The organism is Pseudomonas sp. MNR3A (assembly GCF_009650575.1).
Classification (GTDB): domain Bacteria; phylum Pseudomonadota; class Gammaproteobacteria; order Pseudomonadales; family Pseudomonadaceae; genus Aquipseudomonas; species Aquipseudomonas machongensis.
Genome location: NZ_VZZS01000002.1, coordinates 164,240 through 186,547, shown reverse-complemented (window position 1 = coordinate 186,547; position 22,308 = coordinate 164,240). Strand labels below are relative to the sequence as shown.

The following is a 22,308-nucleotide window of genomic DNA, read 5'->3' as shown; positions in this document are numbered from 1 at the left end:
GACAGACACCCGCACAATCAACCCTGGCACCAGCCTGCCGGGCCATCCAGAGGCTACTCATGAAGACCCTGAACTCGACTCCCCGCGCCGACGGTTTCCACATGCCCGCCGAGTGGGCCCCGCAAACCCAGGTATGGATGGTCTGGCCGGAGCGCCCGGACAACTGGCGTCTGGGCGGCAAGCCCGCGCAGGCGGCGCACGTCACCCTGGCCAAGGCCATTGCCCGCTTCGAGCCGGTCACCGTGGCGGTATCTGCGGGCCAGTACGAAAATGCCCGCCGCCAGCTCGACCTGCCCAATATTCGCGTGGTCGAGATCAGCAACGACGACGCCTGGGTCCGCGACACCGGCCCGACCTTCGTGATCAACGATCATGGCGAAGTGCGTGGCGTGGACTGGGGCTTCAATGCCTGGGGCGGTTTCGATGGCGGCCTGTATGCGCCCTGGAACCGTGACGAAGAACTGGCCGCCAAGGTCATGGAGATGGAGCGCTGCCAGCGCTACCACACTGAAGGCTTCGTGCTCGAGGGCGGTTCGATCCACGTGGACGGCGAAGGCACCCTGATCACCACCGAAGAATGCCTGCTCAATCGCAACCGCAACCCGCACCTCACGCGTGAGCAGATCGAAGACGTGCTGCGCGAACATCTGGCAGTCGAGACCATCGTCTGGCTGCCCGAAGGCCTGTACAACGATGAAACCGACGGCCACGTCGACAATTTCTGCTGTTACGTCAGCCCGGGCGAAGTGTTACTGGCCTGGACCGATGATTCCAACGACCCCAACTATGCGCGCTGCCACGCTGCCTACGAGGTGCTGAAAAACACCCGAGATGCCAAGGGGCGCGAGTTCGTGGTGCACAAGATGCCCATTCCCGGGCCGCTGTTCGCCACCGAGGAAGAATGCGCTGGCGTCGACCAGGTCGCTGGCAGCCAGGAGCGTGACCCGTCGGTGCGCCTGGCCGGCTCCTACGTGAACTTCCTGATCGTCAACGGCGGCATCATCGCGCCGAGCTTCGACGACCCGGCAGATGCCCAGGCTAGAGCGATTCTGGCCAAGGTCTTCCCGGACCATGAAGTGGTGATGATCCCGGGTCGCGAGCTGTTGCTGGGCGGTGGCAACATCCACTGCCTCACCCAGCAGCAACCGGCACCGGTCAAGCGCTGATCGCCGAACACTCAAAGGGCCTGTCGAATGACAGGCCCTTTTGCTTCGCGCAAACGATTTATCCACGCGCTGGCACAGCTCTTGTATTGCATTTCCCTGGGGTGTTTCGGGGCGGCGGTCCACGCTGTTCTGTAACAATCTCACAGTAATTTAGCCGCTCACGGCCCCAGGGAGTACGTGTCGAATGAATGCAACAAGTGAGTCGGCTTTGTCTCCAATGGCGATCAATCACGAATCGCTCAAGGTGCTGGCGCAATGGTTGAAGCACCATGGAAACATCCGGGTCAGGAAGACCGATACGCGCCGCCTTCTGGATGGTCGTTACCCTCAAGGCCTGCTCAGTGAAGCGGAGCTCGAGGCTCTGGTTGCTGTCTGGCACTGAAGGCAAGGCATCGCATAACGAAAACGCCACCGTATCGACGGTGGCGTTTTTGTTTCAGCTGGCCAGCTCCGTAGCGTCCTCTTCCTCGAACCCGCGAGCGGCACGACCCACCAGCAGTGGATCTGGCGCGTGGGCGACGCTGTGATCCTTGCCGGGGTAATCCAGCGAGTGGAGGAAGTGCCGGATGCAGTTGAGCCGGGCGCGCTTCTTGTCGTCGGACTTGATCACCGTCCAGGGCGCATCGGCGGTGTCGGTATGAAAGAACATCGCCTCCTTGGCGGCGGTGTAGTCGTCCCACTTGTCCAGCGACTTGATGTCGATTGGCGACAGCTTCCAGTGCTTGAGTGGGTCGTCCCGCCGGGAGATGAAGCGGCGCAGCTGTTCTTCGCGATTCACCGAGAACCAGTACTTGAACAGCAGGATGCCGCTGTTGCACAGCATCCGCTCAAGGTCAGGTGCCTGGCGCATGAACTCCAGGTACTGCAGCGGTGAGCAGAAGTCCATGACCCGCTCGACCCCGGCGCGGTTGTACCAGGAGCGGTCGAAGAACACCATTTCGCCCGCCGTAGGCAGGTGCTGGATGTAGCGCTGGAAGTACCACTGGCCCTTTTCCTGCTCGGACGGCTTCTCCAGCGCTACGATGCGAGCCCCTCGCGGATTCAGGTGCTCCATGAAGCGCTTGATGGTTCCGCCCTTGCCCGCTGCATCGCGCCCCTCGAACAGCACCACGATGCGCTGGCCGGTATCTTTCGCCCAGCTCTGCACCTTCAGCAGCTCGATCTGCAGCGCGTGCTTGGCCTTTTCGTACTCCTGGCGGCGCATGCGCGTGCGGTAGGGGTAGCTGGCCGGCAGGCGCGCGCTGGTGCTGTCTTCGTTACTGCCTTTAGGGGCGGTAGCGACTTCCAGGGCGGTAGGCTGCTGGCTGATCCGGGTGATGGACGCTTGCGGTTTGCGCTTGCGAGGGCGCGGTGTACGCAGTGGCGTAGCCGGAGCAGCTTCGACGGGGTTGGGCAGGGGGAGGGGGGAATCGTCGCTCATGGAGGTCCTTTCGGGGATCGGGTATCCATCAAGCAGTGTATGGATACTTGCCCGTCGGCCCCTTGATGCTGATCAACGCAGAGCTGATCGTGTGAACACGAAGCGTCAGCTTTCCAACTGATGCTTTGGTTGGCTGATGCGTAGCTTGGTGGCAGTCCTCGCACAACGCGGGGGTATATGGAGTGTTGAGATGAAGCATTACTTTTACGCAACCTGCACCGGCTATGGCGACGACGGCGTACAGTTCTTTCGGGGTCACGTCTTTGTCCAGGATGAACAGAAACTGCCGGGTACGGCTATCCGGCCGATGCTGGAGTCTATCGAAGGTCTGGAGCTGGTGGCGGTGTCTTACCTGGGGTGCATGAGCGAGGAGGAGTTCGGCTCTCTGTATCCGCAGGACTAGTGAGGTCGCTGGAATAAAAAGTGGCAGGCATAAAAAAACCCTGAATCTTTCGATTCAGGGTTTTAGTGTTTTGGTGCCCAGAGACGGAGTCGAACCGCCGACACGAGGATTTTCAATCCTCTGCTCTACCGACTGAGCTATCTGGGCAACGGGGCGCATTAAAAGGCTTTTTCAGGTTTGCGTCAACGATTTTTTGAAAATTTTTTAAATTAATTCCGTTGCTTACGGTTTTGCTGGTCATTCGCTGGGTGGAACGTAGCCTTCGGCCTGGGCGTAGTCCTCGCCAGCGAAGAACTTGTCCATTTCCGCCTGCAGGAATTTGCGGTCTTCGCCATTCATCATGTTCAGGCGCTTCTCGTTGATCAGCATGGTCTGGTGCTTCTGCCACTCGTCCCAGGCCTTCTGCGAGATGTGCTCGTAGATGTCCTGGCCCTTGGCGCCAGGGTAGGGCGGGCGTGGCAGGCCTGGCAGTTCTTCGTTGTACTTGCGGCACTTCACGGTGCGGGTCATCGGGCTTCTCCTGCAATCAATTCGTCGGCCACGCGTGCGAGCAGCTTCTTGACCGGGGCTGCCAGGCCCAGGCGCGGCGGGGTGGCGAGGTTATACCAGAGCCAGTCGGGCTCGGCCACGTGCGATCCGACCGGGTCGACACGCACCAGCCATGGCTCGATCGCCAGCTGAAAGTGGCTGAAGGTGTGGGTCAGGCCTTGCAGTGCCTGGCTTTCGGTCATACGCAGGCCGTGCTGGTAGGCGAGGTCGTCGAGCTGCGCCAGGCTGTCGAGCTCTGGCAGGCTCCACAGGCCGCCCCACAGGCCGCTGGAGGGGCGGCGGTAGAGCAGGATGGCGCCTTCGTTGTTGGTCAGCAGCGGCATCAGCGTCTTGCGCTGGGGCAGGGCCTTGCGCGGCTTGGGTTCGGGGTAGCGTTTCTCGTCACCGAGCAGGTGCGCCTCGCAACCCTGCTGCAGCGGGCAGATCAGGCAACTGGGCTTGCTGCGTGTACACAGCGTGGCGCCCAGGTCCATCATCGCCTGGGTGTAGTGGTTGACCCGGGTCATGGGGGTGAAACGCTCGGCTGCGGCCCACAGCGCATTGGCCACCTTCGGCTCGCCGGGGTAACCGGCCTGGGCGGTGAAGCGCGCCAGGACGCGCTTGACGTTGCCGTCGAGGATCGGTGCGCGGATGCCCATGCTGATACTGGCGATGGCGCCTGCGGTGGAGCGACCGATACCGGGCAGTTCGGTCAGCGCCTCGACGCTGCGCGGGAATTCGCCGCCATGCTGGGCGACGACGATCTTCGCGGCCTTCTGCAGGTTGCGCGCGCGGGTGTAGTAGCCCAGGCCCGTCCACAGGTGCAGGACCTCGTCCTCCGGCGCCTCGGCCAGGGCCTGCACGGTGGGCAGGGCTTGCATGAAGCGGTCGAAGTAGTTGAGCACGGTGCTGACCTGGGTCTGCTGCAACATGATTTCCGACACCCACACCCGGTAGGGGGTGATGCCCTGTTGCCAGGGCAGATCGTGGCGGCCGTGCTGGTCGAACCACGCCAGCACGGCGCTGGAGAACTGCTGGGGGCTCATCGTTTGAACAGCCCCTTGAGCGCATCTTTCAATTCAGGGCTCACCTTGTCGCCGAGTTTTTCATCGAGTTTTTCGTCGATCTTGTCTTTCAGGCGGTTGCCGGCAAGCTTCGCGGCAACTTTGCCCAGGCCGTCCTGGTCCAGGCGGCAGGCCTTGGCCCCCAGTTCGAGCGGGCCGCGGCAGCGCAGTGGCACTTCGACGCCGACATAGCGCTCATTGACCTGGCACGCCGGGTCCGGCATGGCGCGCTGGTCACCCTCGACCACCACGCCGACGCCGTAGTCCATGCCCAGTACGCGCAGGTCCAGGTCGCCCTGGCCGTTCACGGTCAAGCCCGGGATGCGCACCTTGAGGTCTGGGTTGCTGGCCACGCCATTGCGTACCACCAGCGTGCCGCGCAGTTCCTGGAACGGCGTGTCCTTGGCCCGAGGCTCGCCGCTGAGCTGCTTGCGGTTGAGGGTGGCGATGGCCTGGCACAGCTGCTGCTCGAGGTTGGCGTTGACCAGCACACCGTCGTTGATGGTGAAGCTGGCGTTGCCGTTGAGCGTATCGATCAGCGCTTTCTGGCTGTTGCCGGTGGCGGTCAGGTCGCTCGACAAGGTCAGCAGGCCCTTGACCGGCGGTGCCTGATCCGGGCTTTCGCGCTTGATGAAGTGCTCGACCGGTACCCGGTTGATCCTGGTATTCACCCCGAGTTGCGGCACGGCAGGGCGTACGTCGACGGTGCCCTTGGCTTCGAAGGTGCCGTTGTACAGGCCACCGCGGAGGGTCTCCAGGGTGACCAGGCCGCCCTGGCCATTGGCCTTGAGCTGGGCGTCGGTGATCGGCAGCTTGTCGAGGGTCAGCGCGCCGAACGAGAGATCGGCCTGCAGGTCGAGGGCGCGCAGGCGATCGACCGGCAACAGCTTGTCGTTGCTCCAGGCTACTTGAGTGGGGGCGTTGGGCAGCGGCGTGGTGCCGGCACCGGCGATCGCGCTGGCTTCCTGTTGCTTGACCTCGGCCTGGCGCGCGGCCTTGGCGCCCTTGGCCTCATCGCTCTTGGCAGGCAGGTAGCGGTCGGCATCGAAGGTGTCGCCCTTGAGCTGCACGCGAAGGGCCTGCTTGGCGAAGTCTTCGACGGCGACACGGCCAGTGAAGGTGCTCTGGTCGAGTTTCACCGCCAAGTCTTCCATGGCGATCGAGTTCTGGGTGCCTTGCAGGCGACCGACCAGTTCCAGCTTGGCGAAGGCCGCCGGGTCGGCAGTTGCTGGCAGCGGATGACCGATGCCGTCGAGGAAGGTACGCAGGTCGAACTGGGCGATGGACAGCCCGCCGCTGATTTGCGGCGCCTTGTCCAGGTCGCGCAGGCTCAGCTCGCCGAGGGCGCGCAACTGGTTGGCCGAGACCTTCAGGCCGCTCCAGGACGCGACGTTGGCGCCCAGGTCGACCAGCACCTGGCCCTGGGCGGCGAAGGTCACGGTCTTGCCAGCGGTCGGCTCGCCCGAGGTTTCGCCGGACAGGCGCATGTCTTCGAGGCTGTAGCGCTTGAGCTTGCGGTCGAAGCGCAGGTCGCCGACCAGTTCGGTGCGGGCCTTGATGTTCGGCTCGCTGGCGCTGAGGAAGGCGCTGGCCTTGATTGGGGTGTTGACCCCATCGTGAATGGGCCCGCTGCTCAACTGGATGCTTTCGGCGCCATAGCTTTTGCCGCTCTGCTCATCGGTGAACTGCACTCGCGCGTTGTTGACGGTCAGGCTGTCGATGTCCAGCTTCACCGCGCGTTCGCTGCTGGCCTGCGCCTGCGCCGATGGCTGCGCGGGCGCGCCTTCGGCAGGGGCAGGCTGGTTGCTGGCCGTGGCATTCGGGTCGGGGAGCGGCTTGCCGATATCCTCCCAGTTGCCATGGCCGTGTTCGTCGCGCAGCAACGTAAGGTTCAAGCCCTCGATGCGCACGTCGCTCATCTGCACCTCACGGCGCAGCAGCGGCAGCACGCGCACCGACAGGCCGAGCATCTGCAGGTCGGCGAACGGCTGCTTGGGGTTGTTCAGCGTGGCGATGCTCGCCTCGTGCAGTTCCAGGCCCAGCCAGGGGAACAGGCTCCAGCCGATGTCACCGTTGAGGGTGAGCTCGACGTGGGCCTTGTTGCGGGCCAGCTGGCGGATTTCGTCTTTGTAGTCGTTGGGATCGAAGAGGTGGGTCAGGGCGAAGCCCAGCGCCACGATGATCAGCAACAACCCGAGAAGTCCCAGCCCCAGGAATTTGCCGAACGCTTTCATGGGCGAGTCCTTGTAGTCCGATAGGTGAATTCGAGCGGCAGAGTATAGCGCCGCGACCATCGCTTCTGAGTATCTGACAAGAGATACAGGGCGTTTCCTGCGAATCGGATTCGACAGTTCTGGCTTGGGCAGTTCCACGTTCGAGTCGGCGTCGGTCTCGTTCGCGGGCAAGCCTGCTCCCACGAAAGCCGCGTGGTACCGCCGTTGTGGGAGCGGGCTAGCCCGCGAAGAGGTCGCTGCACATCGCAAACGGTTGCGCGTCCGACCTGTACCGGTTCAGTTTTATGAAAAATAATGATGTCAGATTGATCTCGCCGTCATCTTATGCTGGTAACCTTGCGCAGCTTCCGGAGTGACCGCGACCTATTGTCGCGGGGCAACGACGCCGAAAACGGTGCCAATTTCGCCTTGTGTGCCGCGAAACAGCCAGGGAAACGATCCGAAAGCGCAACCATACATAAAAGGATCGAATCCATGAATAGCAGTATTACGGCAGGAGCGGCGACGAGCGCGCCGGGCTTCCTGTCGAAGGAGCGCATCATCGCCCGGCCAGGGTTCAACCGTTGGCTGGTTCCACCGGCCGCCCTGGCCATTCACCTGTGCATCGGCATGGCCTATGGCTTCTCGGTGTTCTGGCTGCCCCTGTCCCAGGCCATCGGCATCACCGCACCGGTCGCCTGCTCGCCTGACATGGGCTTCATCGCCCGTCTGTTCAGCGCCGACTGCGACTGGCAGATCTCGATGCTCAGCTGGATCTACACCCTGTTCTTCGTCTTCCTCGGCTGCTCGGCCGCCGTGCTGGGCGGTTGGCTGGAGCACGCCGGCCCGCGCAAGGCTGGCCTGGTATCGGCGCTGTGCTGGTGCGGCGGCCTGGTCATCTCGGCAATCGGCATCAAGACCCATCAGCTCTGGCTGATGTGGCTGGGCTCGGGCGTCATCGGCGGTATTGGCCTGGGGTTGGGCTATATCTCGCCGGTTTCGACGCTGATCAAGTGGTTCCCGGACAAGCGCGGCATGGCGACCGGCATGGCGATCATGGGCTTTGGCGGCGGCGCGATGGTGGGGGCGCCACTGGCCACTGCACTGATGGGGCATTTCGCCAACGGCCAGGAAGTCGGCGTATGGCAGAGCTTCATCGCCATGGCGGCGATCTACTTCGTGTTCATGACTGCTGGCGCCCTGGCGTACCGCGTGCCGCCGACCGGCTGGAAGCCTGAAGGCTGGACGCCGCCGGTGAAGAAGGCCAACGCCATGGTCACCGACCGTCACGTGCACGTCAGCGTGGCCTGGAAGACCCCGCAGTTCGCGCTGGTGTGGCTGGTGCTGTGCCTGAACGTCTCGGCCGGCATCGGCATCCTGGGCATGGCCTCGCCACTGCTGCAGGAAGTGTTCGGCGGCAAGCTGCTGGGCAACGACCTGAGCTTCAGCGAGCTGAACGCCGCGCAGCTGGCGCAGATCGCTGCGATCGCTGCTGGCTTCACCGGCCTGCTGAGCCTGTTCAACATCGGCGGGCGCTTCTTCTGGGCGTCGTTCTCCGACTACATCGGGCGCAAGAACACCTACTTCGCCTTCTTCGCCATCGGCGTGGGCCTGTACACCCTGGTGCCGAACATGGGCCACATCGGCAACGTCGCGCTGTTCGTGGCGGCGTTCTGCATCATCCTGTCGATGTACGGTGGTGGCTTCTCCACGGTGCCGGCCTACCTGGCCGACCTGTTCGGCACGCAGATGGTCGGTGCGATCCATGGTCGCCTGCTGACCGCCTGGGCCGCAGCCGGCGTGCTCGGCCCGGTGCTGATCACCTACCTGCGTGAAGCGCAGCTGGCTGCGGGCGTACCGCGCGCTGCAGCCTACGACATGACCCTTTACATCCTCGCCGGCCTGCTGGTACTGGGCTTCATCTGCAACCTGCTGGTGCGTCCGGTAGCCGACAAGTACTTCATGACCGACGCCGAGCTCGCTGCCGAGCGCGCGCTGAGCCACGACAAGGGCGCCGATGGCGCGCAGTCGCTGGAGTGGCATGCAGCGCCTGGCAGCCTGCCGCTGGTGCTGGTGGCCTGGGCCGTGGTGGTGATTCCGCTGGCCTGGGGCGTGTGGATCACCCTGCAGAAGACGGCGGTGCTGTTCCACTGATGCACTGATTTGCCGGGCCTGAAAGGGCCCTTTCGCGGGCGAGCCCGCTCCTGCAAGGCGATGTTGCCCTTGCGGGAGCGGGCTCGCCCGCGAATGCTTTGTGCTGCCACACGTCATCCGCGTTTCAAGCCGGCGCATTCTGGGCCTATAATGGAGCCCTTTTCGCCCAATGATTTTGCGGAGCTGGTGATGGTCGAACGTAAGGCTTCCGTCGAGCGCAATACCCTGGAAACCCAGGTCAAGGCCTCGATCAACCTGGATGGCACCGGCAAGGCCCGATTCGATATCGGTGTGCCTTTCCTTGAACACATGCTCGACCAGATCGCCCGGCACGGGCTGATCGATCTGGACATCGAATGCAAGGGCGACCTGCATATCGACGATCACCATACCGTCGAAGACGTCGGTATCACCCTCGGCCAGGCTTTCGCCAAGGCCATTGGCGACAAGAAGGGCATCTTCCGCTACGGCCACGCCTACGTGCCGTTGGACGAAGCGCTGTCGCGCGTGGTCATCGACTTCTCCGGCCGTCCCGGCCTGCAGATGCATGTGCCGTTCACCCGCGCCTCGGTCGGCGGCTTCGACGTCGACCTGTTCCAGGAGTTCTTCCAGGGCTTCGTCAACCACGCCCTGGTGACCCTGCACATCGACACGATTCGTGGCCACAACACCCACCACCAGATCGAAACTGTGTTCAAGGCCTTCGGCCGCGCCCTGCGCATGGCCGTGACGCTCGATGAGCGCATGGCTGGCCAGATGCCGTCGACCAAGGGATGCCTGTAATGCAGACTGTCGCCGTCATCGACTATGGCATGGGCAACCTGCACTCGGTGGCCAAGGCTCTCGAGCACGTGGGCGCCGGCAAGGTGCTGGTCACCAGCGACGCGGCGGTGATCCGCGAGGCCGATCGCGTGGTGTTCCCAGGCGTCGGCGCGATCCGCGACTGCATGGCTGAAATCCGTCGCCTGGGCTTCGACAGCCTGGTGCGTGAAGTCAGCCAGGACCGCCCCTTCCTCGGCATCTGCGTCGGCATGCAGGCGCTGCTCGAGCACAGCGAGGAAAACGAAGGCGTCGACTGCATCGGCCTGTTCCCCGGCCAGGTGCGCTTCTTCGGCAAGGGCCTGGAGGAAGACGGCGAGCACCTGAAGGTGCCGCACATGGGCTGGAACGAAGTCGGCCAGTGCATCGACCACCCGCTGTGGCACGACATCCCGGACCGCGCGCGTTTCTATTTCGTGCACAGCTACTACATCAATGCCGGCAAGCCGGGCCAGGTGGTCGGTCGCGGCCACTATGGCGTCGACTTCGCCGCTGCGCTGGCCGACGGCTCGCGCTTTGCCGTGCAGTTCCACCCGGAAAAGAGCCACACGCATGGCCTGCAGTTGCTGCAGAACTTCGTCGCCTGGGACGGGCGCTGGTAAATGAGCAGGTCGAAGACCAAGGCCCCGGTCATCACCCTGGCCCCCGAGCAGGAGCGCGAGGCACTCGATGTGCTCAAGCGCTTCCTTGAAGACCGCTTCGAGCTGACGCTCGGCTCGTTCGAGGTGGCCGAGGTCCTCGAGTTGTTCAGCAAGGAAATTGCACCCCATTACTACAACAGGGCGATTGCCGATGTTCAACTGCACCTCAAGGAGCGGTTCGAGAGCATCGAAAGCGACTTGTGGGCGCTCGAGAAGCCCTGAACTCCACCGATTAGAACAGGTTTCCAAGATGCTGATTATCCCCGCTATCGATCTGAAGGACGGTGCCTGCGTGCGCCTGCGCCAGGGCCGCATGGAAGACTCGACGGTATTCTCCGACGACCCGGTGAGCATGGCTGCCAAGTGGGTCGAGGGTGGCTGCCGCCGCCTGCACCTGGTCGACCTCAACGGCGCCTTCGAGGGCCAGCCGGTCAACGGCGAAGTGGTCACTGCCATCGCCAAGCGCTACCCGACACTGCCGATCCAGATCGGCGGCGGCATCCGTTCGCTGGAAACCATCGAGCACTACGTCAAGGCTGGCGTCAGCTACGTGATCATCGGCACCAAGGCGGTCAAGCAGCCTGAGTTCGTCGCCGAGGCGTGCAAGGCGTTCCCTGGCAAGGTCATCGTCGGCCTGGACGCGAAGGACGGTTTCGTCGCCACCGACGGCTGGGCGGAAGTGAGCTCGGTGCAGGTCATCGACCTGGCCAAGCGATTCGAGGCCGATGGCGTGTCGGCGATCGTCTACACCGACATCGCCAAGGACGGCATGATGCAGGGCTGCAACGTGCCCTTCACCAAGGCCCTGGCCGAAGCGACCTCGATCCCGGTGATCGCCTCGGGCGGCATTCACAACCTGGGTGACATCAAGGCCCTGCTGGACGCCAAGGCCCCAGGCATCATCGGCGCCATTACCGGGCGTGCCATCTACGAAGGCACCCTCGATGTCGCCGAGGCCCAGGCCTTCTGCGACAACTACCAAGGCTGAGGACTGAACCATGGCACTGGCCAAGCGCATCATCCCTTGCCTGGACGTGGACAACGGCCGGGTGGTCAAGGGCGTCAAGTTCGAGAACATCCGTGATGCGGGTGATCCGGTGGAAATCGCCCGTCGCTACAACGAGCAGGGCGCCGACGAGATCACCTTCCTGGACATCACCGCCAGTGTCGATGGCCGTGATACCACCTTGCATACCGTCGAGCGCATGGCCAGCCAGGTGTTCATCCCGCTGACCGTCGGGGGTGGCGTGCGTACCGTGCAGGACATCCGCAACCTGCTCAACGCGGGTGCCGACAAGGTTTCGATCAACACCGCCGCAGTGTTCAACCCGGAGTTCGTTGGCGAAGCTGCCGACCGTTTCGGTTCGCAATGCATTGTCGTGGCCATCGATGCCAAGAAGGTTTCTGGCCCAGGCGAAACGCCGCGCTGGGAGATTTTCACCCATGGCGGGCGCAAGCCCACCGGTCTGGATGCGGTGGAGTGGGCGAAGAAGATGGAAGGGCTGGGCGCCGGTGAGATCCTGCTGACCAGCATGGACCAGGACGGCATGAAGAACGGCTTCGACCTTGGCGTGACCCGTGCCATCAGCGATGCGCTGGGCATTCCGGTGATCGCCTCCGGTGGTGTGGGCAACCTGCAGCATCTGGCCGACGGGATTCTGGAAGGGCATGCCAGCGCGGTGCTGGCGGCGAGCATCTTCCACTTCGGGGAGTACACGGTGCCCGAGGCCAAGGCCTACATGGCTTCGCGCGGGATCGTCGTACGCTGAATCAGTGATTGGGGCTGCTTTGCAGCCTTCGCGGGCAAGCCCGCTCCCACAGGTTGTGTAAATCCTGTGGGAGCGGGCTTGCCCGCGAAGGGCCGCGACGCGGCCCCAATTGCTTCAACCGTGATTCTTGCCGAGCAACGCGTGATACAGCTCGCTGTCGCCCAGAATCCCGACCACCTTGTCGTTCTCCTGCAGCACCAGCTTGTTGCCGGTCTGATAACGAATCTGCAGTGCCTCGCGCATGCCGATGTCGGCGTGCACCAGCGTTGGCAGGCGACCCAGGCTTTCCACGTCCTGCCCCGGCACCCAGTTCTGCAGGTCCAACCCATTCTGCCCCTGGCGCGCGCGCTTGATCGAGCCGCCCTCGCCCAGGTCCAGCCATGAATCACCACCCGGATCCAGGCACACCGAACCGTTGATCCGCTTGCAGTTGTCCAGGCTGCGCATCAGGCTGCGCCCGCACAGGACATTGAGCGGGTTGGTGTGGGCGACGAAGGTGCGCACGTATTCGTCGGCCGGGTTCAGCACGATCTCTTCCGGCTTGCTGTACTGGATGATCCGGCCGTCCTTCATGATCGCGATGCGGCTACCCAGCTTGAGCGCCTCGTCCAGGTCGTGGCTGACGAAGACGATGGTCTTGCTCAGTTTGCGCTGCAGTTCCAGCAGCTCGTCCTGCAGGCCCTGGCGGATCAGCGGGTCGAGTGCAGAGAAGGGCTCGTCCATCAGCAGGATGTCGGCGTCCATCGCCAGCGCACGGGCCAGGCCCACTCGCTGCTGCATGCCCCCGGACAGTTCGTCCGGTTTCTTGTTGCGCCACTGGGTCAGGCCCACCAGCTCGAGTTTTTCATCGACCAGCTTGCGCCGCTCTTTCTCGGGGCGACCCTGCATTTCCAGGCCGAAGCTGATGTTCTCGCGCACGGTCAGCCAGGGCATCAGGGCGAATTTCTGGAACACCATGGCAATGCGCTTGGTGCGCATCATCTTCAGCTCCGCCGGGGTGCAGTGGGCGATGTCGATGTGCTTGCCTTCGTGCTCGACGAACAGCTTGCCGCGGCTGACGGTGTTCAGGCCATTGATGCAGCGCAGCAGGCTCGACTTGCCCGAGCCTGACAGGCCCATCAGCACGCAGATTTCGCCTTTCTCGATATCCAGGTTGGCCTTTTCGACGCCGACCACCAGCCCGGTCTGCTTGAGGATCTGCTCGCGGGTCTTGCCCTCGTCGAGCAGCGACAGCGCTTCGCGCGGCTTGTTGGAGAAGATGACATCGACATCTTCGAAGCGAATGATGCTCATGCTTCACTCCTTGCCGGCAGTTCCGGTTGCTTGCAGATACGGTCGAGCATGATCGCCAGCAGCACGATCGCAAGGCCCGCTTCGAAGCCGAGCGAGATGTCGGCGGTGTTGAGAGCGTTGACCACCGGCTTGCCCAGGCCATCGGCGCCGACGAGGGCGGCGATCACCACCATCGACAGCGACAGCATGATGCACTGGGTCACGCCGGCAGCGATGCTCGGCATGGCGTGCGGCAGTTCGATACGGGTCAGCAGTTGGCGACGCGAGCAGCCGAAGGCCTTGCCGGCGTCCATCAGCTCCTGGGGTACGTCGCAGATGCCCAGGTAGGTGAGGCGAATGGGGGCCGCGATGGCGAACACCACGGTGGAAATCAGCCCAGGTACCACTCCCAGGCCGAACAGCGTGAGGGTCGGGATCAGGTAGACGAAGGTGGGTACGGTCTGCATCAGGTCGAGTACCGGACGCATGGCGGTATAGAACATCGGCTTGTGCGCGGCAATGATGCCCAGCGGCACGCCGATGGCTACGCAGACCACTGTGGCGAAGCTCACTTGCGCCAGGGTTTCCATGGTTTCCTGCCAGTAACCGAGGTTGAGGATCAACAGGAACGACAGGGCGACGAAGACGGTCAGCGCCCACTTGCGCTGGATCAGGTGCGCGAGGGCGGCGAACAGGGCGATGAGGACGAAGGGGTTGAACCAGGTCAGGGCGCTGGTGACGCCATGGATCATGAACTCCAGGCCTTGGGCGATAGCGTCGAAGTAGTTGGCGCCGTTCTGGGTCAACCATTCGACAAATGAGGCGATGTACTGCCCCAGAGGTATTTTCTGATCGATAAGCATGATAGCGAGCTTCCACCTGCAATGATTGGAATCAGTCCGGGGTGAGCACGGTCCCACCCCGAGGTAGTGCCTAAAGCTACTGCGTCAACTTGGCCTTGGCTGCCTCCAGGCCTGGTTTGCCATCCACGGTGGTGACGCCGGCCAGCCAGGTATCCAGCTTGCCAGGGTTGTCCTTGAGCCACTTCTTGGCGGCCGCCTCGGGCTTCATCTTGTCGTCCAGGACATAGCCCATCATGGTGCTTTCATCCTTGAGCTCGAACACCAGGTTCTTCAGCAGCTGGCCGACGTTGCTGCATTCCTGCGCATAACCCTTGCGGGTGTTGGTCAGTACAGTGGCCTTGCCGAATTCGGGACCGAAGAACTCATCACCCCCGGTCAGGTACTGCATCTTGAAGCGGGTATTCATCGGGTGAGGCTCCCAGCCCAGGAACACCACGGCCTCGCCGCGCTTCTGCGCCCGATCGACCTGCGACAGCATGCCGGCCTCGCTCGACTGCACGATCTTGAAGCCGGCGTCCTTCAGGCCGAAGGCGTTCTTGTCGATCATGCTCTGGATGGTGCGGTTGCCATCGTTGCCCGGTTCGATGCCGTAGATCTTGCCGTCGAGTTCCTTCTTGAACTTGGGAATGTCGCTGAAATCCTTCAGACCCTTGTCATACAGAGCCTGGGGCACTGCCAGGGTGTACTTGGCGTTTTCCAGGTTGGCGCGGACCGTCTCGACAGTGCCGGCGTCGCGGTACTGCTTGATGTCGTTTTCCATGGTCGGCATCCAGTTGCCGAGAAACACGTCGAGGTCCTTGCCGGTGGCCAGCGACTTGTAGGTCACCGGCACCGAGATCATGGTGGTGTGGGTCTTGTAGCCCAGCGCTTCGAGGACAACGCTGGTGGTTGCCGTGGTCACGGTGATGTCGGTCCAGCCGACATCGGAGAAGCGGACCGTCTGACACTGCTCCGGTTCGGCGGCTTGGGCGAACACGGGTGCTGCGAGCAACGCAACCAACAACAGCGAGGGTGAACCTTTCATGGGTGGACTCCTGTGATTTTTTCTTCGGGTTCGCGTAATCGTCGTCGCTTTCTGGGGCGTCGATCGATCTGGCCTGCAGAGGGCAGGTTGCGTGGCCGTGCAATACGAGTCGCTTTCGATAATCCCCCAGCGTTCGGCAATCGCCTACTGGTGGAGTCGTAACCAGTGCAGGACAGGTCGCATCCAGTACGGGCAATGTCGCTTACGGATTTTTCCCCGCCCCGGCCCGTGTCTTTGCGTCACCCGTTCGCCTGAAAGCGGCGCAATGATGGCTTTCGCAACAGGGCGCTGCCGGACAAAAGTACGTCGGTTGCAGACGGCGAGGGGAGGGGTAAAAGCCCGATGATGCGTGCATTCGCGGCAACTCGCCGCTATCAGCCTAGCAGCTGGCTGCGCCGCCACATGGCGCGCAGAGACAAGCCCATCAAGAGGTGATTCGACAATGGCCATCAGCGTGTTCGACCTGTTCAAGATCGGCGTCGGGCCTTCCAGCTCGCATACCGTCGGCCCCATGCGCGCCGCAGCGCTGTTCGTCCAGGGCCTGCGCGAACGCGGCGATCTGGAGCGGGTTCGGCGCATCGAGGTACGGTTGTACGGCTCGTTGTCGGCCACCGGCATCGGTCACGGCACTGACAACGCCACGATCATGGGGCTGATGGGCGAGTGGCCAGACGCAATCGACCCCACGCAGATCACCCCGCGTATCGCCGACTTGCGTGAAACCAACACCTTGCAGCTCGACAGCCGCCTGCCCATCGAATTCATCTGGGCCCGCGACATGCTGCTGCTCGACGAGAACCTGCCCTACCACCCCAATGCCATGACCCTGGTGGCCGAAGGTGCCGAGGGCGAGCTGCATCGCGACACTTACTACTCGGTGGGTGGCGGCTTCGTGGTCGATGCGGCGCAGGCCGCGAGCGGAGTACTGGACGCCGACCAGACGGTGTTGCCCTACGATTTCAACAGCGCCGCCGAACTGCTGCGCCTGTGCAAGCAAAACGACATGCGCGTGTCGCAATTGATGATGGAGAACGAGAAGGTCTGGCGCAGCGAAGCCGAGATTCGCGCCGGTCTGCTCAAGCTCTGGGGCGCCATGCAGGAATGCGTGAACAACGGTCTCAAGCACGAAGGCATCTTGCCCGGCGGGCTCAATGTGCGGCGCCGCGCAGCCAAGCTGCACCGCAGCCTGCAGGAGATCGGCAAGCCCAACGTGATCGGCTCGACCATGAGTGCCATGGAGTGGGTGAACCTTTTCGCCCTGGCCGTCAACGAAGAAAACGCCGCGGGTGGGCGCATGGTCACTGCGCCTACCAACGGCGCGGCCGGCATCATCCCGGCGGTGTTGCACTACTACATGCGCTTCTCCGACGCGGTGGATGAGTCCAACGTGGTGGAGTTCTTCCTGGGTGCAGCGGCGGTAGGCATCCTGTGCAAGAAGAACGCCTCGATCTCCGGCGCCGAAGTGGGCTGCCAGGGCGAGGTCGGTTCGGCCTGCGCCATGGCGGCAGCGGGCCTGGCCGAAGTGCTGGGGGCTACCCCGGCACAACTGGAAAACGCTGCTGAAATCGCCCTGGAGCACAACCTCGGGCTGACCTGCGACCCGGTCGGTGGGCTGGTCCAGGTGCCTTGCATCGAACGTAACGCCATCGCTGCCGTAAAGGCGATCAACGCCGTGCAGATGGCCCTGCGTGGCGACGGCGAACACTTCATCTCCCTCGACCAGGTGATCCGCACCATGCGCGACACCGGTGCCGACATGCACGACAAGTACAAGGAGACCTCCCGCGGCGGGTTGGCAGTCAGCGTCATCGAATGCTGATGCGCTGATCTGGCCCTCTTGCGGCGGTTGTGCTGCTTTATTGTGCAACAGCCGGTGCCGACCGGCTGTCGGCTGTCGCGACCAGTGGTGTCATTGTCGGTGACACTTATGAATGTCGCTTCTGGGCAGCCTTCCCACAAGTGCTACCGAACTGCTCAGTCGTTACACGCAGAGGCGCTGGCACGCCGGTTTGCGGTGTTCACCCAACGCCCCTTGAAAGGCCCTACAACTCGCACGGCAACGTCGTTTTTGGGTTTTTTTGGATAGCCGTTCAATTTCAGGCACGGCGATTGCGTTGAGATTGGCAAAGCCCCTGCATACGAATCGGGGCCATGACAAGAAACGGTGCCCGCCTGAGGCACACCCTGCATTGTGTGAGGAGAAACCGCGATGACGTCGTACACCTCCGGGAACCCAACCCAGAACCGCACAGCCCCCCAGTCCATCGGCTTTCTCCTGCTGGACAACTTCACCCTGATCTCGCTCGCCTCGGCCGTCGAGCCGCTGCGCATGGCCAACCAGCTGTCGGGGCGCGAGCTGTACCGCTGGCATACGCTGACCGTCGATGGTGGCCAGGTCTGGGCCAGCGATGGCTTGCAGATCACTCCGGACGCTGCGATGCACAGCGCACCACCGGTGGACACCGTGATCGTCTGCGGTGGCGTCGGTATCCAGCGCACCGTGACCCGCGAACACGTCACCTGGCTGCAGGCCCAGGCGCGCCAGTCGCGCAGGCTTGGCGCGGTGTGCACTGGCAGCTGGGCATTGGCTTGTGCCGGCCTGCTCGACGGCTTCGACTGCAGCGTGCACTGGGAGTGTCTGGCGGCAATGCAGGAGGCCTTCCCGCGGGTCAACATGAGCACGCGCCTGTTCACCCTCGACCGCAACCGCTTCACCAGCTCCGGCGGCACTGCGCCGCTGGACATGATGCTGCACCTGATCAGCCGTGATCATGGCCGTGAGCTGTCGGCGGCCATCTCCGAGATGTTCGTCTACGAGCGCATCCGCAACGAGCAGGACCACCAGCGCGTACCGCTCAAGCACATGCTCGGCACCAACCAGCCGAAGCTTCAGGAAATCGTCGCGCTGATGGAGGCCAACCTCGAAGAGCCCATCGACCTGGACGAGCTGGCGGTGTACGTCAACGTGTCGCGGCGTCAGCTCGAGCGCCTGTTCCAGAAGTACCTGCACTGCTCGCCGTCGCGTTACTACCTCAAGCTGCGGCTGATCCGTGCACGGCAGTTGCTCAAGCAGACGCCGATGTCGATCATCGAGGTGGCGTCGGTGTGCGGGTTCGTCTCCACGCCGCACTTCTCCAAGTGCTACCGCGAATACTTCGGCATTCCGCCGCGTGACGAGCGTGTAGGTTCCAATACCGCGCAGCAGGTGGCGATGATGCCGATTCCGCAGGCCATGGCGCTGTCGCCGCACAGCGGGCCGATGGCGGCCCTGAGCCAGGCGCGTAACGAGTCGACCTTTGCCAGTGTGAGGCTCTGAGACGGGGTCGCCTTCTTCGCGGGTAAATCGGAGCGCCGAACCGCCGCTCCCACAGGGATCGCGTGACCCTGTGCGAGCAACTGTCTTGCTCAAAATCTGAAGGCCAGCCCAATCCTTGTGGGAGACGGCGGCGCCTTCTTCGCGGGTGAACCCGCTCCCACAGGGGGCGCGTGACCCTGTGTAGCAACTGTCTTGCTCAAAATCTGAAGGCCAGCCCAATCCCTGTGGGAGACGGCGGCGCTTTCTTCGCGGGTAAACCCGCTCCCACAGGGATTGCGTGACCCTGTGCGAGCAACTGTCTTGCTTAAAACCTGAAGGCCAGCCCAATCCCTGTGGGAGACGGCGGCGCTTTCTTCGCGGGTAAACCCGCTCCCACAGGGGGCGCGTGACCCCTGTGGGAGCAACTGTCTTGCTCAAAATCTGAAGGCCAGACCAATCCCTGTGGGAGCGGGTTTACCCGCGAAGCAGGCGACTCGGTCTAAAGGTTCAGCCCCGCTTGTTGAACTGCGCCAACGCCGGCAGCAGCTGCTTGTCGATCGCCTGACGTACCGCCGGCAGGATGGTCGCGCTGCCGGTGTACATCTGCTCCACCATTCCCTTCAACGCCCGGGCATTGGGCTCGGTCAGCCCGCGCACCACCACTTCGCACGCCTGCTCGGCGCTGGCACCGGCCGGAATGTCGAACCCGCGTGCGCGCAGGTGGCCCAGCAGGTCGTCCTGGTCGATCAAATCCGCATGCATCATGGTTGTAGTCCTTGTCTGGTGCCGTGATTTACGACTGATTCTGTGACCAGTACGACAACCTCGCAAGGGCATAACGTCGCGATGGCCGCTTTGGCTAAGAACAGGTCGTTCCCGGCTAAATCAGGCAGAAGGGAAGTGAGCACACTGGAGTCATTCACGGCACCGAGGGTTTGGTCACCCTCACTTCACGCACAGTGGATGTTGCTCGCTCTCGACCCCGGACGCTCACGGCTTCCGGGGCTTTTTTTTGGCTGTCTGTGGGAGCGGGCTCGCCCGCGAAGAAGACAGCGCGCTGTCTTGCCCCGGCCGGGCCGGGGGGCGCGGGCGGCCTCGGGAGAGGCTTCAGGTTCGTGCAGGCAAACCGATCACCCGGCCCACGAACTCGGCAGGTGCCTGGCCACGCTGCTCATCCACCAGCCCTTGCAGCAACGCGGCACTGCGCTCGCTGAACGGCGCCGACTTCGGCCCCGCCAGGTCCACGTGCAGCAGCATCTGCTCGCTGGCCGACAGGGCTTCGTCGAAGCCTGCGCGGTGCAGCGTGTGGTACAGGTGCAAGCGCTTCTTGTCGAAGCCGATGATCTGCGTCTGCACCCAGACCTCGGTGCCGAGCTTCACCTCGTGCAGATAGTTGATGTGCGCCTCCAGGGTGAACAGCGAGTTGCCGCTCTGGCCGCGGCTGTCGGCGTCCAGGCCGATGCGCTCCATCAGCGCATCGGTGGCATAGCTGAAGATCAGCAGGTAAAAGGCATCGCGCAGGTGCCCGTTGTAATCGACCCAGTCTTGCTGAACCGGGGTGCGGTAGGTGATCAGTGCGGGCATCGCAGTCTCCTCAGTCGCCAAAGGCCATGCCGTGCTTGGCCTTGCTGTTCTTCACAGCGTCCAGCACCGCCAACAGGGTATCGTCACGATAGCGCTCCAGTGCCGCGATGCTGCGTTCGCCCAGTTGTTCGGAGGTGCCGTCGACCACGTCGTCGATCAGCTTGTCGGTCAGCTCTGGCGCTGGCAGGTAGGTCCAGGGCAGCTTCAGCGCCGGGCCGAACTGCGACATGAAGTGACGCATGCCCGCATCGCCCCCGGCCAGGGTGTAGGTGAGGAAGGTGCCCATGAACGACCAGCGCAGACCCGCGCCAAAGCGAATCGCATCGTCGATCTCGCCAGTGCTGGCCACCCCGTCGTTGACCAGGTGCAGAGCCTCGCGCCACAGCGCTTCGAGCAGACGGTCGGCGATGAAGCCGGGGACCTCCTTGCGCACATGCAGCGGGCGCATGCCCAGCGCGGTGTAGATGCTCTTCGCTGCCTCGATGGCTTCAGGCGCGGTGTGCTTGCCGCCGACGATCTCCACCAGCGGCAACAGGTACACCGGATTGAACGGGTGGCCGACCACGCAGCGCTCGGGGTGGGTGGCCGACTCGTAGAACTCGCTTGGTAGCAGGCCCGAAGTGCTGGAGCCGATGATCGCATCGGGCTTGGCCGCGGCGCTGATCTTGGCATGCAGATCGAGCTTGAGGTCCAGGCGCTCGGGGGCGCTTTCCTGGATGAAATCGGCGTCGCGTACGCATTCCTCGATGGTGGCGACGAACGTCAGGCGATCCTGCGCCGCGCCCGGTGCCAGGCCCTGTTTCTCCAAGGCTGGCCAGGCGTTGGCGATGCGTTTGCGCAGGGCCTGCTCGGCGCCGGGGGCCGGGTCCCAGGCGATCACGTCCAGGCCGTGGGCCAGGGCGCGTGCGACCCAGCCGCTGCCGATGACGCCGCTACCGAGGGCGGCGAAAGTCTTGATGTTGGTGATGAAAGGCATATCAGTCTCTCTGTGTGCTTGAGGTTGGCGCGGGCCTTGTAGGAGCGGGCTTGCCCGCGAACACCGGCGAAGCCGGTGCCATGCACCGCGCCGTATTTTTCGCGGGCAAGCCCGCTCCCACAGGGATTGCGGCGGGGCTGTTTTATCCGCGACGCTTGAGATTCATTTTTTCGCGGCCTTCGGCCGGGGTCAGCACGCGGCCACCGAGGCGCGAGATGATCTCCACCGCGCGTTCGACCAGTTGACCGTTGCTGGCCAGCACGCCACGGTCGAGGTAGAGGTTGTCTTCCAGGCCCACGCGCACGTTGCCGCCCAGCAGCACCGCCTGTGCGGCCATCGGCATCTGCATGCGGCCGATGCCGAAGCCTGCCCAGGTGACGTTGGCCGGCAGGTTGTCGACCATGGCCTTCATGGTGGTGGTATCGGCAGGCGCACCCCATGGGATGCCCAGGCACAGCTGGAACAGCGGGTCTTCGAGCAGGCCTTCCTTGATCATCTGCTTGGCGAACCACAGGTGGCCGGTATCGAAGATTTCCAGCTCCGCCTTCACGCCAAGCTCGGTGATGCGCTTGGCACCCGCGCGCAGTTGCGCCGGGGTGGAAACATAGATCGAGTTGCCGTCGCCAAAGTTGAGCGTGCCGCAGTCCAGGGTGCATATTTCCGGCAGCAGCGCCTCGACGTGGGCCAGGCGCTCCAGCGGGCCGATCAGGTCGGTGCCGGCGCCGAAGTCCATCGGTGCTTCGCCCGGGCCGATCTCCAGGTCGCCGCCCATGCCGGCAGTCAGGTTGACGATCACGTCCACGTCAGACTCGCGGATACGCTCCATCACTTCGCGGTACAGCGCGACGTCGCGGCTGAAGCGACCAGTCTGTGGGTCACGGACGTGGCAGTGGACCACGGTGGCGCCGGCCTTGGCGGCCTCGACGGCGGCTTCGGCGATCTGCTTGGGGGTGACCGGGACCAGGTGGCTCTTGGCAACGGTGTCGCCGGCTCCGGTCAGGGCACAGGTGATGATGACGTCGTGGTTCATGGGGTAAATCCTTCAGGCTTGTCTGTTCTGTGAGTTCGGTGTTGGGTTTTTCGCGGGCAGCCCGCTCCTACATGCTCATGGCATGCG

At 63.5% G+C, this 22,308-nt stretch carries 22 protein-coding genes and 1 tRNA gene; 11 read left to right on the top strand and 12 right to left on the bottom strand.

Going from position 1 to position 22,308, the window contains the following annotated elements; translation table 11 throughout:
- Positions 1–59 precede the first annotated feature (59 nt).
- Positions 60–1,166: an agmatine deiminase gene (gene aguA / locus F6X62_RS01090; RefSeq protein WP_054891700.1), complete on the top strand. Its 1,107-nt coding sequence runs from the start codon at positions 60–62 to the stop codon at positions 1,164–1,166.
- A 184-nt stretch (positions 1,167–1,350) separates the two neighbouring features.
- Positions 1,351–1,548 (top strand): hypothetical protein, encoded by a 198-nt coding sequence (locus F6X62_RS01085; protein ID WP_054891701.1) that lies wholly within the window; start codon positions 1,351–1,353, stop codon positions 1,546–1,548.
- Between the two features lie 54 nt (positions 1,549–1,602).
- Here the strand turns inward: F6X62_RS01085 and ppk2 are convergent, their stop codons facing one another.
- A complete protein-coding gene (gene ppk2 / locus F6X62_RS01080) occupies positions 1,603–2,586 on the bottom strand; it encodes a polyphosphate kinase 2 (protein ID WP_153772451.1) in 984 nt (327 codons plus the stop codon).
- 190 nt (positions 2,587–2,776) lie between these two features.
- Between ppk2 and F6X62_RS01075 the strand changes: the two genes are divergently transcribed.
- Positions 2,777–2,989: a hypothetical protein gene (locus F6X62_RS01075; protein ID WP_151925521.1), complete on the top strand. Its 213-nt coding sequence runs from the start codon at positions 2,777–2,779 to the stop codon at positions 2,987–2,989.
- 71 nt (positions 2,990–3,060) lie between these two features.
- Here F6X62_RS01075 and F6X62_RS01070 read toward each other — a convergent pair.
- The 4 genes from F6X62_RS01070 to F6X62_RS01055 form a co-directional block, all read right to left on the bottom strand.
- Positions 3,061–3,136 (bottom strand) — tRNA-Phe (locus tag F6X62_RS01070).
- A gap of 90 nt (positions 3,137–3,226) precedes the next feature.
- Positions 3,227–3,499: an oxidative damage protection protein gene (locus F6X62_RS01065; protein WP_054891704.1), complete on the bottom strand. Its 273-nt coding sequence runs from the start codon at positions 3,497–3,499 to the stop codon at positions 3,227–3,229.
- Entirely contained in the window at positions 3,496–4,563 is a 1,068-nt protein-coding gene (mutY, locus tag F6X62_RS01060; RefSeq protein ID WP_153772450.1) for an A/G-specific adenine glycosylase, read from the bottom strand. Before mutY ends, F6X62_RS01065 begins: the two co-directional genes overlap by 4 nt.
- A complete protein-coding gene (locus F6X62_RS01055) occupies positions 4,560–6,815 on the bottom strand; it encodes an AsmA family protein (protein WP_153772449.1) in 2,256 nt (751 codons plus the stop codon). Before F6X62_RS01055 ends, mutY begins: the two co-directional genes overlap by 4 nt.
- A gap of 474 nt (positions 6,816–7,289) precedes the next feature.
- Between F6X62_RS01055 and F6X62_RS01050 the strand changes: the two genes are divergently transcribed.
- The 6 genes from F6X62_RS01050 to hisF all read left to right on the top strand — a co-directional run bounded on the left by F6X62_RS01050 (position 7,290) and on the right by hisF (position 12,177).
- Complete coding sequence (locus F6X62_RS01050; protein WP_153772448.1) at positions 7,290–8,948, top strand: OFA family MFS transporter; 1,659 nt, start codon at positions 7,290–7,292, stop codon at positions 8,946–8,948.
- A 189-nt stretch (positions 8,949–9,137) separates the two neighbouring features.
- Positions 9,138–9,731: an imidazoleglycerol-phosphate dehydratase HisB gene (hisB, locus tag F6X62_RS01045; RefSeq protein WP_054891708.1), complete on the top strand. Its 594-nt coding sequence runs from the start codon at positions 9,138–9,140 to the stop codon at positions 9,729–9,731.
- Positions 9,731–10,369 (top strand): imidazole glycerol phosphate synthase subunit HisH, encoded by a 639-nt coding sequence (hisH, locus tag F6X62_RS01040; RefSeq protein ID WP_153772447.1) that lies wholly within the window; start codon positions 9,731–9,733, stop codon positions 10,367–10,369. Before hisB ends, hisH begins: the two co-directional genes overlap by 1 nt.
- Positions 10,370–10,630 carry a DUF2164 domain-containing protein gene (locus F6X62_RS01035; protein ID WP_054891710.1) on the top strand — a complete coding sequence of 87 codons (261 nt, stop codon included), beginning with the start codon at positions 10,370–10,372 and terminating at the stop codon, positions 10,628–10,630.
- 28 nt (positions 10,631–10,658) lie between these two features.
- Positions 10,659–11,396 carry a 1-(5-phosphoribosyl)-5-[(5-phosphoribosylamino)methylideneamino]imidazole-4-carboxamide isomerase gene (gene hisA / locus F6X62_RS01030; protein WP_003257484.1) on the top strand — a complete coding sequence of 246 codons (738 nt, stop codon included), beginning with the start codon at positions 10,659–10,661 and terminating at the stop codon, positions 11,394–11,396.
- Between the two features lie 10 nt (positions 11,397–11,406).
- A complete protein-coding gene (gene hisF, locus F6X62_RS01025; protein ID WP_008091498.1) occupies positions 11,407–12,177 on the top strand; it encodes an imidazole glycerol phosphate synthase subunit HisF in 771 nt (256 codons plus the stop codon).
- A gap of 114 nt (positions 12,178–12,291) precedes the next feature.
- Here hisF and choV read toward each other — a convergent pair whose 3' ends face one another.
- From choV to F6X62_RS01010, 3 genes are all read right to left on the bottom strand, one after another.
- Entirely contained in the window at positions 12,292–13,470 is a 1,179-nt protein-coding gene (gene choV / locus F6X62_RS01020) for a choline ABC transporter ATP-binding protein (protein WP_065864491.1), read from the bottom strand.
- A complete protein-coding gene (gene choW / locus F6X62_RS01015; protein WP_172964837.1) occupies positions 13,467–14,315 on the bottom strand; it encodes a choline ABC transporter permease subunit in 849 nt (282 codons plus the stop codon). Before choW ends, choV begins: the two co-directional genes overlap by 4 nt.
- Before the next feature lie 73 nt (positions 14,316–14,388).
- Positions 14,389–15,336 carry a choline ABC transporter substrate-binding protein gene (locus F6X62_RS01010; RefSeq protein ID WP_153772446.1) on the bottom strand — a complete coding sequence of 316 codons (948 nt, stop codon included), beginning with the start codon at positions 15,334–15,336 and terminating at the stop codon, positions 14,389–14,391.
- A 442-nt stretch (positions 15,337–15,778) separates the two neighbouring features.
- Between F6X62_RS01010 and F6X62_RS01005 the strand changes: the two genes are divergently transcribed.
- Positions 15,779–17,155, top strand: coding sequence for an L-serine ammonia-lyase (locus F6X62_RS01005; protein WP_063542272.1), 1,377 nt, complete (start codon positions 15,779–15,781; stop codon positions 17,153–17,155).
- Between the two features lie 390 nt (positions 17,156–17,545).
- Positions 17,546–18,652 carry a GlxA family transcriptional regulator gene (locus tag F6X62_RS01000; RefSeq protein WP_054891716.1) on the top strand — a complete coding sequence of 369 codons (1,107 nt, stop codon included), beginning with the start codon at positions 17,546–17,548 and terminating at the stop codon, positions 18,650–18,652.
- A gap of 486 nt (positions 18,653–19,138) precedes the next feature.
- Here the strand turns inward: F6X62_RS01000 and F6X62_RS00995 are convergent, their stop codons facing one another.
- The 4 genes from F6X62_RS00995 to F6X62_RS00980 form a co-directional block, all read right to left on the bottom strand.
- Positions 19,139–19,396 (bottom strand): hypothetical protein, encoded by a 258-nt coding sequence (locus tag F6X62_RS00995; RefSeq protein ID WP_153772445.1) that lies wholly within the window; start codon positions 19,394–19,396, stop codon positions 19,139–19,141.
- Positions 19,397–19,738: 342 nt separating this feature from the next.
- Positions 19,739–20,215 (bottom strand): thioesterase family protein, encoded by a 477-nt coding sequence (locus F6X62_RS00990; RefSeq protein WP_153772444.1) that lies wholly within the window; start codon positions 20,213–20,215, stop codon positions 19,739–19,741.
- Positions 20,216–20,225: 10 nt separating this feature from the next.
- Positions 20,226–21,191 (bottom strand): L-carnitine dehydrogenase, encoded by a 966-nt coding sequence (locus F6X62_RS00985; RefSeq protein ID WP_153772443.1) that lies wholly within the window; start codon positions 21,189–21,191, stop codon positions 20,226–20,228.
- Positions 21,192–21,333: 142 nt separating this feature from the next.
- A complete protein-coding gene (locus F6X62_RS00980; RefSeq protein WP_054891720.1) occupies positions 21,334–22,221 on the bottom strand; it encodes a 3-keto-5-aminohexanoate cleavage protein in 888 nt (295 codons plus the stop codon).
- Between the last annotated feature and the right edge of the window lie 87 nt (positions 22,222–22,308).

Coding starts and splice junctions, on each gene's coding strand:
- aguA (WP_054891700.1), top strand. CDS start 60: ATGAAGACCCTGAACTCGACTCCCCGCGCCGACGGTTTCCACATGCCC.
- F6X62_RS01085 (WP_054891701.1), top strand. CDS start 1,351: ATGAATGCAACAAGTGAGTCGGCTTTGTCTCCAATGGCGATCAATCAC.
- ppk2 (WP_153772451.1), bottom strand. CDS start 2,586: ATGAGCGACGATTCCCCCCTCCCCCTGCCCAACCCCGTCGAAGCTGCT.
- F6X62_RS01075 (WP_151925521.1), top strand. CDS start 2,777: ATGAAGCATTACTTTTACGCAACCTGCACCGGCTATGGCGACGACGGC.
- F6X62_RS01065 (WP_054891704.1), bottom strand. CDS start 3,499: ATGACCCGCACCGTGAAGTGCCGCAAGTACAACGAAGAACTGCCAGGC.
- mutY (WP_153772450.1), bottom strand. CDS start 4,563: ATGAGCCCCCAGCAGTTCTCCAGCGCCGTGCTGGCGTGGTTCGACCAG.
- F6X62_RS01055 (WP_153772449.1), bottom strand. CDS start 6,815: ATGAAAGCGTTCGGCAAATTCCTGGGGCTGGGACTTCTCGGGTTGTTG.
- F6X62_RS01050 (WP_153772448.1), top strand. CDS start 7,290: ATGAATAGCAGTATTACGGCAGGAGCGGCGACGAGCGCGCCGGGCTTC.
- hisB (WP_054891708.1), top strand. CDS start 9,138: ATGGTCGAACGTAAGGCTTCCGTCGAGCGCAATACCCTGGAAACCCAG.
- hisH (WP_153772447.1), top strand. CDS start 9,731: ATGCAGACTGTCGCCGTCATCGACTATGGCATGGGCAACCTGCACTCG.
- F6X62_RS01035 (WP_054891710.1), top strand. CDS start 10,370: ATGAGCAGGTCGAAGACCAAGGCCCCGGTCATCACCCTGGCCCCCGAG.
- hisA (WP_003257484.1), top strand. CDS start 10,659: ATGCTGATTATCCCCGCTATCGATCTGAAGGACGGTGCCTGCGTGCGC.
- hisF (WP_008091498.1), top strand. CDS start 11,407: ATGGCACTGGCCAAGCGCATCATCCCTTGCCTGGACGTGGACAACGGC.
- choV (WP_065864491.1), bottom strand. CDS start 13,470: ATGAGCATCATTCGCTTCGAAGATGTCGATGTCATCTTCTCCAACAAG.
- F6X62_RS01010 (WP_153772446.1), bottom strand. CDS start 15,336: ATGAAAGGTTCACCCTCGCTGTTGTTGGTTGCGTTGCTCGCAGCACCC.
- F6X62_RS01005 (WP_063542272.1), top strand. CDS start 15,779: ATGGCCATCAGCGTGTTCGACCTGTTCAAGATCGGCGTCGGGCCTTCC.
- F6X62_RS01000 (WP_054891716.1), top strand. CDS start 17,546: ATGACGTCGTACACCTCCGGGAACCCAACCCAGAACCGCACAGCCCCC.
- F6X62_RS00995 (WP_153772445.1), bottom strand. CDS start 19,396: ATGATGCATGCGGATTTGATCGACCAGGACGACCTGCTGGGCCACCTG.
- F6X62_RS00990 (WP_153772444.1), bottom strand. CDS start 20,215: ATGCCCGCACTGATCACCTACCGCACCCCGGTTCAGCAAGACTGGGTC.
- F6X62_RS00985 (WP_153772443.1), bottom strand. CDS start 21,191: ATGCCTTTCATCACCAACATCAAGACTTTCGCCGCCCTCGGTAGCGGC.
- F6X62_RS00980 (WP_054891720.1), bottom strand. CDS start 22,221: ATGAACCACGACGTCATCATCACCTGTGCCCTGACCGGAGCCGGCGAC.